Origin of the sequence: Stenotrophomonas maltophilia group sp. Smal32, from assembly GCF_030237085.1 — a bacterium.
Classification (GTDB): Bacteria; Pseudomonadota; Gammaproteobacteria; order Xanthomonadales; family Xanthomonadaceae; genus Stenotrophomonas; species Stenotrophomonas maltophilia_Q.
In genome coordinates this window covers 1-9,620 of the sequence record NZ_JASJSI010000142.1, presented here as the reverse complement: position 1 = coordinate 9,620, position 9,620 = coordinate 1, and the positions used below count along the sequence as shown (strand labels likewise).

At 67.5% G+C, this 9,620-nt stretch carries 8 protein-coding genes; 6 read left to right on the top strand and 2 right to left on the bottom strand.

What is annotated here, in order from left to right; genetic code table 11:
* Positions 1–137 precede the first annotated feature (137 nt).
* The 5 genes from QRO91_RS20610 (at position 138) to QRO91_RS20590 (ending at position 2,963) form a co-directional block, all read left to right on the top strand.
* A complete protein-coding gene (locus QRO91_RS20610) occupies positions 138–368 on the top strand; it encodes a hypothetical protein (RefSeq protein WP_197620028.1) in 231 nt (76 codons plus the stop codon).
* Between the two features lie 48 nt (positions 369–416).
* Entirely contained in the window at positions 417–1,268 is an 852-nt protein-coding gene (locus QRO91_RS20605; protein ID WP_197650595.1) for a DUF2145 domain-containing protein, read from the top strand.
* Between the two features lie 19 nt (positions 1,269–1,287).
* Entirely contained in the window at positions 1,288–1,782 is a 495-nt protein-coding gene (locus QRO91_RS20600; protein ID WP_197650594.1) for a hypothetical protein, read from the top strand.
* Between the two features lie 32 nt (positions 1,783–1,814).
* Positions 1,815–2,327, top strand: a complete 513-nt coding sequence (locus QRO91_RS20595) for a hypothetical protein (protein ID WP_197650593.1) — start codon at positions 1,815–1,817, stop codon at positions 2,325–2,327.
* Positions 2,328–2,402: 75 nt separating this feature from the next.
* Positions 2,403–2,963, top strand: a complete 561-nt coding sequence (locus QRO91_RS20590; RefSeq protein WP_005407830.1) for a queuosine precursor transporter — start codon at positions 2,403–2,405, stop codon at positions 2,961–2,963.
* A 122-nt stretch (positions 2,964–3,085) separates the two neighbouring features.
* Here QRO91_RS20590 and glnE read toward each other — a convergent pair whose 3' ends face one another.
* Positions 3,086–5,881 (bottom strand): bifunctional [glutamate--ammonia ligase]-adenylyl-L-tyrosine phosphorylase/[glutamate--ammonia-ligase] adenylyltransferase, encoded by a 2,796-nt coding sequence (glnE, locus tag QRO91_RS20585; protein ID WP_285310536.1) that lies wholly within the window; start codon positions 5,879–5,881, stop codon positions 3,086–3,088.
* Between the two features lie 387 nt (positions 5,882–6,268).
* Here glnE and QRO91_RS20580 point away from each other — a divergent pair, with 387 nt between their 5' ends.
* Positions 6,269–7,783 (top strand): acetyl-CoA hydrolase/transferase family protein, encoded by a 1,515-nt coding sequence (locus QRO91_RS20580; RefSeq protein ID WP_197650591.1) that lies wholly within the window; start codon positions 6,269–6,271, stop codon positions 7,781–7,783.
* A gap of 133 nt (positions 7,784–7,916) precedes the next feature.
* Here QRO91_RS20580 and QRO91_RS20575 read toward each other — a convergent pair whose 3' ends face one another.
* Complete coding sequence (locus QRO91_RS20575) at positions 7,917–9,278, bottom strand: VOC family protein (protein WP_049432890.1); 1,362 nt, start codon at positions 9,276–9,278, stop codon at positions 7,917–7,919.
* Between the last annotated feature and the right edge of the window lie 342 nt (positions 9,279–9,620).

The following is a 9,620-nucleotide window of genomic DNA, read 5'->3' as shown; positions in this document are numbered from 1 at the left end:
GTGGCCCAACGCCCGTCGTGGCCCAAGCCCCCCGACATGGTCCAGCCCTCCGTTACCCGGATGCACAGCGATTTCTGAACATTTCAATCTGCCCATACCGTTAGAGTCCGGTGTCCCCCATCGGACCGAATGCCTTCATGCGTACCCTGCTCCTGCTGCCGCTGGCCCTGCTCGCTGCCTGCTCCACCACGCCCACCGAGCTGGACCCGATTTCCTATCAGTGCCAGCAGCAGCTGGACGCGTACCGCGAACAGCCGGCGCTGCGCGATCCGAAGAATGGCGAGCGCCCGCCGCTGCCGATCGCGCCGATCAGCGAGGCCTGCGACCGCGAGCTCAAGCGCAAGGGCGTGGACCGCCCGCTGCGCTGAGCGGCGTATGATCGGCGCGCGGGCCTGCCCGCCGTTGAAGGTATCGACATGGATCGTTTCTCCCGCCTGCCCCGCGCCGCCCTGCTGATCGCCAGCCTGCTGGCGACCGCGCCCGCATGGGCCAACAGCACCGAATGCCGCGAACGCTACCCCAGCGTCGCCTCACAGGCAGCGATGCTGGACGTGGCCTGGACCACCGCCGAGCGCCTGGATGCGCTGCCCGATGTGGACGTGGTGGTCGCCGCGCGCGGTGGCCAGGACCTGAGCCGATACGGCCTGCGACACAGCCACCTGGCCTTCCTGCTGCGCGAGGACGATGGCCGCTGGCGGGCGATGCACCTGCTCAACCGCTGCAAGACCGACAGCTCGCAGCTGTACCACGAAGGCCTCGGCAACTTCGTCGGCGAGAGCGGCGGCCATACCGACCTGCGCATCGGTGTGCCTTCGGCGCCGCTGCGTGCTGCATTGAAGGCGATGCTGGTGTCGCCCTCGATCCAGCCCAAGGCGCTGCACGAGACCAGGTACAACGTGGTCGCCTACCCGTTCGCCACCGACTACCAGAACTCCAACCAGTGGGTACTGGAAGTGCTGGCCGCAGCGATGGCGCAGGCCGAAGGCGCGCCGGCCATCGTCAAGCGCGAGCAGGCCCAGCAGTGGCTGCGCCAGCAGAAGTACCAGCCCAGCGTGCTGCACATCGGCCTGGGCAAGCGCGTGGGAGCGCGCCTGTTCGTGGCCAACGCCACCACCACCGACCATCCGGCCGGCGAACGCATTTCCGGCAACTATTCGGTGGTGACGGTGGAATCGGTGTTCGACTTCCTGCATCAGCGCAGCCAGCTGCAGCAGGAACTGGTGATCCCCCATGTGCCGGTGGCCGGTGCTGCTGCCGCCACGCCCTGAATCCCGCGAGGAGAACGACATGCGTCCGCTGCTTGTTTCCCTGATGTCGATGGTGATCGTTGCCGGCCTGCTCGGCGCGAACACTGCCCATGCCGAACGCCGCATCATCATCCTGCAGGACCCGGGTCCGCAGGGGCCGAGCCTGGAGATGTCCGCACCCCTGGTGGCTTCAGCGCGCGCAGCCGCTGCCAAGGAAGCCCAGGATGCCGGGCTGCCGCCCGGCCACGGCGCATCGGTGAAGCTGCCGCAGATGCAGGTGAGCGCCATCGCCACCACCGTCGACGGCCGCCGCGAAGTGTTGCTGCGTGAGGCCAACAACCCGCAGAACACCGCGTCGATGCAGTGGCCGAAGCGCCCCGGCGATCCCGCCGTGCAGTTCACCGTGGGCCAGACCGTGAACTTCGAGCCGGCCGGGACCGACCAGGGCTGGCAGGTGAAGGACAACCAGGGCCGCCCGCTGGAATACCTGCCCGAGGCCACCGGCCCGCGCGACATTTTCGATACCCGGCGCTGAGCCGCCGCTTCCCATCCGACCAGGAGGTCTCCATGTTCCGTTGCCTGCGCGTTCCTGCTTCCGCCCTGCTGCTCTCCGCACTGCTGGTGCCCACCGTCCATGCTGGCGCCGCACCGCAGTTGAACAGCAGCGAGGCCAGTGTGCTGATCACATCGCTGATCGTGGTGTCGGTCCCTCTTGCTGCATCGGCAGGTCTGTCCGAACTGTCGAAGGCGCCGTTCAAGGCCAGCGAGCGCAGCAACCGGGCCGCCCGCACCAAGGCGGTGCCGCTGCCGCCGATGGAAGTGAAGAAGGTGGAGACCACGCCGGCGGGCGAACGCCAGGTACAGCTGCAGGTGCCCGACAAGGCCGACCAGACCGCCACGCTGCGCTGGCCGGCGCGCGTGCACGAGGACCAGACGGCAGTCTTTGTGGTCGGCCAGCAGGTGCATTTCGACCCCACCGAGGCCGGTGCGGGTTGGACCGTAAAGAGCGCCCAGGGCCAGGCGTTGGCCTATGTGCCCACCGCCTATGCCGCTGGCGATGTGATGAGCGAAGCGCTGTAAAGCTGAACGAGCGTTTTTGGATTTGGCGCGGGCCGGGCGGATAATGACCCATTCCCCTTGTCCCCCTGGCTCGCCATGTCCGTGCGTCCTGCCCCTCTTTTTGCCCCGCTGACCCCGCGCGCGCTGGTGCTGGCGGTACTGGCGATGGGCGCGGTGGTGCTGCTGTCCAACGTACTGGTGCAGTACCCGATCAACGATTGGCTGACCTGGGGTGCCTTCAGCTATCCGGTGGCGTTCCTGGTCAGCAACCTGATCAACCGCCGCTTCGGCCCGGGCCCGGCGCGCCGCGTGGCGTGGATCGGCTTCCTCGTGGCGGTGGTGTTGTCGGTGTGGGTGGCCACGCCGCGTATCGCCATTGCCTCGTGCTCGGCCTTCATCGTGGCGCAGCTGCTGGATATCACCGTGTTCGACCGCCTGCGTCGTGGCAGTTGGTGGCGCGCACCGATGGTGGCCACCACCTGCAGCGCGACCGTGGATACCACCATTTTCTGGTCGATCGCGTTTGCCGGTTCGGCACTGCCGTGGGTGAGCTGGGCGGCGGGCGACCTGGCCGTGAAGCTGGCCATCGGCGTGTGCCTGCTGGCGCCGTTCCGCGCGCTGCTGTGGAAGATGGCGCCGCTGCGCGCGACCAGCTGACCGCCATTGCCCTGGTAGGTGCCAACCTTGGTTGGCACGCTGTTGCCGGGGTCATGAACGCTGACGGGTTGTGCCAACCAAGGTTGGCACCTACCAAGTGCGCATTCCCGCACAACCACGCATCACCCGAACGGCAACTTCGCTTCAACGCACGCCGAAGCGATCGCCGCACACGCGTCTTCAATCGCAGGCGTGGTCGGTGCCAATCGCGGCCGCCGATCCAGCGTGCAGGCCAGGCCCACGTCCAGCAGCGTGGCATGCGCGCCATGCAGCCCCTGCGCGGTGGCATCGGGCAGGAAGCCCGCGACCGCCAGCGCATCGATCAACGACGGTGTATCGCGCGGTTCCAACAGCGCCGCATGCTGCGCACTGCGCGCCAGCACGCCGGTCTGCAGCAGGAACTCGAGGTCCACTACGCCGCCGGCACCCTGCTTCAGGTCCAGCCGCGCGGCATCGCTGCGGTCCAGTTCGGTGCGCATGCGGCCGCGCATCTTCAGCACATCGGCATACAGCGTCGCCGGATCGCGCTCACGACCCAGCGTCTGCGCACGCACCTGTTCGAAGTCGGCCAGCAGGCTGGCATCACCGGCCACGCCGCGTGCGCGCACCAAGGCCTGGTGTTCCCAGGTCCATGCGCGTTCGCGCTGGTATTCGGTGTAGCTGGCCAACGAAGACACCAGCGAACCCTTGCCACCGTCCGGGCGCAGGCGCACGTCGATGTCGTACAGGCGGCCCGCAGCAGTGACCGCACCGAGTAGCGCCATCACCTTCTGCGCCAGGCGCGCATACCAGCGACCCGGCTCCAACGGCCGCGCACCATCGCTGGCGTCCACGCCGGCCGGGTTGTCGTGCAGGAACACCAGGTCCAAGTCGGAACCGAAACCCAGCTCCAGCCCACCCAGGCTGCCGTAGCCGATGATCGCGAAGCGGCCACCGGGAATCTCGCCGTGTGCGGCACGCATGTCCGCTTCGGCCATCGCCAGCACGGTGACCACCACCGCCTGTGCCAGCTCGGCCAGTTGCCGCGTGCTGTCCACCGCCCCCTGGCGCCCGTCCAATGTGGCCATCGCCATGCGGAAGCTCAGCGCCAACCGCGTCTCGTTGAGCCAGCGCAGTGCGGATTCGGGATCCTCCACCGCCAGCACCTGCTGGCACTCGGCCAGCATGCCGGCGGCATCCGGCATCGGCCCGGACACGCGCACGTCCAGCAGTTCGTCCAACAGCAATGGATACGCGGCCAAGCGTTCGGCAAGCAGCGCACTGCGCGCCAGCACATCGACCAGGCGCGCCAATGCACTCGGTTGTTCGTCCAGCAGCGCGAGATAACTGGTCCGGCGCAGCACCGCCTGCAGCAGGCCAAGCACGCGCTTGAGCGCGGCATCCGGTTGCGGTGAACGCGTGGCGGCATGCAGCAGCGCCGGCAGCACACGGTCCAGGCGTGCGCGCGCGGCATCGGACAAGGACTTCACGCCGGTGCCCTGGGCGAAATCACGCAATGACTGGTCGGCGCCGTTGGCATCGAGGAAGCCGGCTTCGGCCAGCAGCGGTGCGTTGCTGCCGTCGGGCAAGCTGCGCCAGTAGTTGGCCAGTGCGTCGGGTGCGGCCTGGCCTTTGCGCGGCGCCAGCAGCGCGGCGAATTCGGTACTGACCCGCGCCTGCTGCACGGCCAGTGCCGCGCGCAGTACGTCCCAGTCCGGATAGCCGAGGCCGACGGCGATGCGCTCACGGTCCAATGCATCGCTGGGCAGCACGTGGGTCTGTGCGTCGCGCAGCATCTGCAGGCGGTTTTCCAGCCGGCGCAGGAACAGGTAGGCCTCGCGCAGCGCCGCGCCATCCTCCGGCGCGATCTGACCGGCGGCGACCAGCGCATCCAGTGCCACCAGCAGTCGGCGTTCGCGCAGGGCCGGTTCGCGACCACCGCGGATCAGCTGCAGCGCCTGGCACAGGAACTCGATCTCGCGGATGCCACCGGCGCCGCGCTTGATGTCTTCGTGCAGCTCGCGGCGCGCGACTTCGGCGGTGATCGCCGCCTTCATCTCGCGCAGGCCATCAAGTGCGGTGAAATCGAGGTAGCGGCGGTAGACGAACGGGCGCAGCGTCTGCAGCCACGCCTCACCGGCGGCGATGTCGCCGGCTACCGCGCGCGCCTTCAGCCATGCGTAGCGCTCCCAGTCGCGGCCCTCACGCTGGAAGTACTGGTCCATTGCCGCGAACGACAGCGCGACGCGGCCGGCGCTGCCGAACGGGCGCAACCGCAGGTCCACCCGGTGGCTGAAGCCATCGACCGTGGTTTCGTCCAGCAGCTTGGCCAGGCGCTGGCCGAGGCGGGCGAAATACTCTTCGGCGGCCAGCGCGCGCGGGCCATCGGATTCGCCGCCGTGCGGGTAGGCGTAGACCAGGTCGATATCGGAACTGAAGTTGAGCTCGCCGCCACCGAGCTTGCCGAGGCCGAACACCACCAGCTGCTGCGGGGCGCCTTCGCCATCGCGAACCACACCGTGGCGCTGGGCGAACTCCTGCTGCAGCGCGTCCAGCGCCAGCCGCAGGCAGTCCTCGGCCAGGGTGGTGGCGCCGGCCAGGGTCTGCGCCACGTCGTCCAGCCCAGCCAGGTCGCGCCAGATCAGCCGCGTGGACATCGCCGCACGCCAGCGCCGCAGCTGTGCCGGCCAATCACTGGGCTGCAGCGGGTCAAGCACCGGCGCCGGGATCGGCGGGCAACCCGGGGCGGCCAGCTGCGCCAGCAGCGCCGGTTGCCGCACCAGGGTATCCAGGGCGAAGTCGCTGGCCACCGCCAGCCGGGTCAGCAGCGGCAGCAGGTCGGCCGGGGCAGGCTCGGGCAGCGCCTGGGCCAATCGCGACAAGGCGCGGTCGACAACGGGCTGGAGGGCGGCGGACAGTTCAGCGGGGGCGAGGGTCATGCCCCGATTCTCGCGGGGTCGGATCCCTTTGCCAACGGCGAAGGGCTCTGCCCCCGAGATGCCGCCGGTTGATGCCGCTGGTGGGGTCAGAGCCTTTTGCCCTTGGCAAAAGGATCCGACCCCGAAGGGGTGCCGCGTATTCATACTGGACGACAGGCAATAAAAAAGCCCGCTTGCAGCGAACTGCCAGCGGGCTCTGCTCCCTCCCCCACGTCGGGATGCAGGGCCATCGTGCGGGCTGCGAAAGCACTTTGCACGCTGCACTGCAAAACAAAACCGGCGGGTATGGGTGAGCCCTCCGGGGAAAAGCCATTCCACGAAGGTAGAACCCCCCGTACGGATGAGGATGGCCGATAATCGGGATTCCCCCCAGCAACACGTGTCGTCATGTCTGTTGATCGCATCGCCAACGCGCGTCTCCGTGACCGCGTGGTCTCCGCCGAGGCCGCAGCCGCGCTGATCCAGCCCGGTGAAACCGTGGCCATGAGCGGCTTTACCGGCTCCGGGTATCCCAAGGCCGTTCCCGTCGAACTGGCCCGCCGCATCGAAGCGGTGCATGCCCAGGGCAACCCCTTCCAGATCAAGCTGATGACCGGTGCCTCGACCGCGCCGGAGCTTGATGGTGCGCTGGCCAAGGCCGATGGCATCGCCATGCGCATGCCGTTCCAGAGCGACCCGGATGCGCGCAACCGCATCAACGAGGGCAAGCTGGACTACATCGACATCCACCTCAGCCACGTGGCCCAGCACGTGTGGTTCGGTTTCTACGGCGAGATCGATACCGCCGTGATCGAAGTCTCGGGCATCCGCGAGGACGGTTCGCTGGTGCCGTCCACCTCGGTCGGCAACAACAAGACCTGGCTGGACCTGGCCAAGAAGGTGATCGTCGAGGTCAACGAATGGCAGCCGGCCGGCGTCGACGGCATGCACGACATCTACTACGGCACCGCGCTGCCGCCGCACCGCAAGCCGATTCCGCTGGTGAACGCCAACGACCGCATTGGCGACACCGCGCTGCGCTGCGACCCGGACAAGATCGTGGCGGTGGTGCGCACCAACGGCCCGGACCGCAACAGCCCGTTCAGCCCGATCGATGCGACCAGCGAGCAGATCGCCTCGCACCTGATCGAGTTCCTCAAGCACGAGGTGAAGAAGGGCCGCCTGCCGCCGAACCTGCTGCCGCTGCAGTCGGGCGTGGGCAACATTCCGAATGCGGTGTTGGCCGGCCTGGCCAAGAGCGGTTTCCGCGACCTGGCCGCGTTCACCGAAGTGATCCAGGACGGCATGCTCGACCTGCTGCGCGACGGCGTGCTGAGCTATGCCTCGTGCACCGGCTTCGCGCTGAGCCCGCAGGCCAACGAGACGTTCAAGGAGAACATCGATTTCTACCGCGAACGCATCATCATGCGCACGCAGGAAATCTCCAACCACCCGGAACTGGTGCGTCGCCTGGGCTGCATCGGCATGAACGGCATGATCGAAGTGGACATCTACGGCAACGTCAATTCGACGCACGTGATGGGCACGCGGATCATGAATGGCATCGGCGGTTCGGGGGACTTTGCCCGCAACGGTTTCCTGTCGGCGTTCCTGAGCCCGTCCACCGCCAAGAACGGCACCATCTCGGCGATCGTGCCGATGGCCAGCCATGTGGACCATACCGAGCACGACGTGTCGGTGATCGTGACCGAACAGGGCCTGGCCGATCTGCGTGGCCTGACCCCGCGCAAGCGCGCGCAGGTGCTGATCGACAACTGCGCGCACCCGGATTTACGCCCGCAGCTGCAGGATTACTTCGACCGTGCCAGCCGCGAAAGCTACGGCAAGCACACCCCGCACCTGCTGCCGGAAGCGCTGTCGTGGCACCAGCGCTGGCTGGATACCGGCACGATGAAGGGCTGACGCCCGCGGCTGTAGAGTCGAGCCATGCTCGACTCTCCTTCCCTGTGCAGCCGAGCATGGCTCGGCTCTACAAGGGCCCGCTCCACAGAATCCCTGTAGAGCCGAGCCCACGCTCGGCTCCACGGCAAGTCGTTTACCCGCGCAGCGCCGCCAACGATTCGGCCTGCAGCCGCTCGTAGATCTCGAACTCGTCATTCACCGCCACGCCCAGCGCCTGCTCGAAGGCCTCGCGGTTGGCGTGTGCTGCATAGGCGCGCTGTTCTTCACCGCCCAGGTTCGACTGGAAGATGCCTGCGGCACTGACCGGCAGGAAATCCTCGTAGACAATCGGATCGGCCGTGGCCAGTCCGGCGGCCACCAGCACTTCAGCCGGCAGATCGGCCACGCGCTCGGGCGCAGCGCGGCCGGCGTCGGTCAGCTGGTAGCGGTAATAGCCCAGGCCTTCCTGGCGCAGCGTGTCATGGTCATCCGGGAAGCTGGCGAACACCGCCTGCAGGCGCTGGCCGTAGTCGCCGCCAGTGCTGCCTTCGCCACCGGCATCGCGTGCCTGCGACAGCAGCTGGTCGTACAGCGCGCGGCCCTTCGGGGTGAGCGCAAGGCCGCGCTGTTCGATCTCGCCGAAGCGCGCGGTATGGGTGCCGGCATCCCCGCCTTCGCCGCCCGGGAAATGCACGGCCTCTTCCAGTGCCTTGAAGCTGGTCTGGCGCAGCAGGATCGGGCAGGCGCGGCGCGGCGGGCCTTCGATCACCGCCTTGGCCGCCATGCCGTGTTCGATCATCGCCGCCTGCGCGGCATCGATGTCCAGCGTGCGCGGGGTCAGGTGGTTGATGTGCGGGCCACGGAAGCTGACCACGTCGGCCACCAGGCGATGCGCGTTGTGCAGCGCGTGGTAGGTCGGCAGGTCGACGGTGGCATCGCCGTGCCAGCGGAAGGTTTCCAGCGCCTCGTCGACGAAGCGCTCTGCATCGGCCTGCGACAGGCCGCCGTCACGCTCGGCCTGGTCGATCAGCGCCAGCGCGCCGTCGGTGAAGATACGGCGTCGCGCAAGGATCTTCGCCGATTCGGCACGCAGCGCTTCGTCTTCGATCAGCTCCAGGCGCAGCAGCGAGGTGAACACGCGGAACGGGTTCTGCGCCAGCGCGGTGCCAGTGAGCGGGCGGAACGCGGTGGAGTGCACCGGCACGCCAGCCACCGACAGGTCGTAGTAGCCCACCGGGTACATGCCCATCACCGCGAACAGGCGGCGCAGCGTGGCCAGCTCCTGCACGGTGCCGACGCGGATCGCGCCATGGCGCTCTTCATCCAGGCGTGCACGCTCGTCGTTGCGCTGCAGCTGCGCGGCCAGCGCCGGATCCTGGGCAAGCACCTGCGCGTTGATCCGCTCCACCAGTTCCACCAGCGTGCCGTACAGCGGCACTTCGGTGCGGTACATGCGGGACATGGCCTGCGCGAACAGGCGGCGGATCACATCAGGCGAAACGAAAGAGGCGCTCATCAGTCACTCGATTACGGGAACGGGGAACAGCTCGGACCCGTATTGTCGCCGGAGTGCGTGGCGGCGGCGATATGCAGAGCAACATGGCGCCGGGCCCGGGCAGGTCTGGTGGGGGGGGACCCTTGTTTTGCCATATAATGGGCGGGGCAGTTCAAAAATCGTTCGCAACAAAGGTACCCCCCCCCCCCATTAAGCCCCGGGCGGGGGGTGCCGTTTCAAAAGGGGGTTTGGGTGGGCTTAACGGTTTATTGGCCGGTCCCCTTGTAGTTTCTTTGCAACCAAATTTTTATTTTAAAAAATTAAGCGTGCGCACAAAATAATTTTTTTATATTATGGGGGGCG

Excerpts from the sequence above, each read along its gene's own strand:
- QRO91_RS20610 (WP_197620028.1), top strand. The coding sequence starts at position 138 with ATGCGTACCCTGCTCCTGCTGCCGCTGGCCCTGCTCGCTGCCTGCTCC.
- QRO91_RS20605 (WP_197650595.1), top strand. The coding sequence starts at position 417 with ATGGATCGTTTCTCCCGCCTGCCCCGCGCCGCCCTGCTGATCGCCAGC.
- QRO91_RS20600 (WP_197650594.1), top strand. The coding sequence starts at position 1,288 with ATGCGTCCGCTGCTTGTTTCCCTGATGTCGATGGTGATCGTTGCCGGC.
- QRO91_RS20595 (WP_197650593.1), top strand. The coding sequence starts at position 1,815 with ATGTTCCGTTGCCTGCGCGTTCCTGCTTCCGCCCTGCTGCTCTCCGCA.
- QRO91_RS20590 (WP_005407830.1), top strand. The coding sequence starts at position 2,403 with ATGTCCGTGCGTCCTGCCCCTCTTTTTGCCCCGCTGACCCCGCGCGCG.
- glnE (WP_285310536.1), bottom strand. The coding sequence starts at position 5,881 with ATGACCCTCGCCCCCGCTGAACTGTCCGCCGCCCTCCAGCCCGTTGTC.
- QRO91_RS20580 (WP_197650591.1), top strand. The coding sequence starts at position 6,269 with ATGTCTGTTGATCGCATCGCCAACGCGCGTCTCCGTGACCGCGTGGTC.
- QRO91_RS20575 (WP_049432890.1), bottom strand. The coding sequence starts at position 9,278 with ATGAGCGCCTCTTTCGTTTCGCCTGATGTGATCCGCCGCCTGTTCGCG.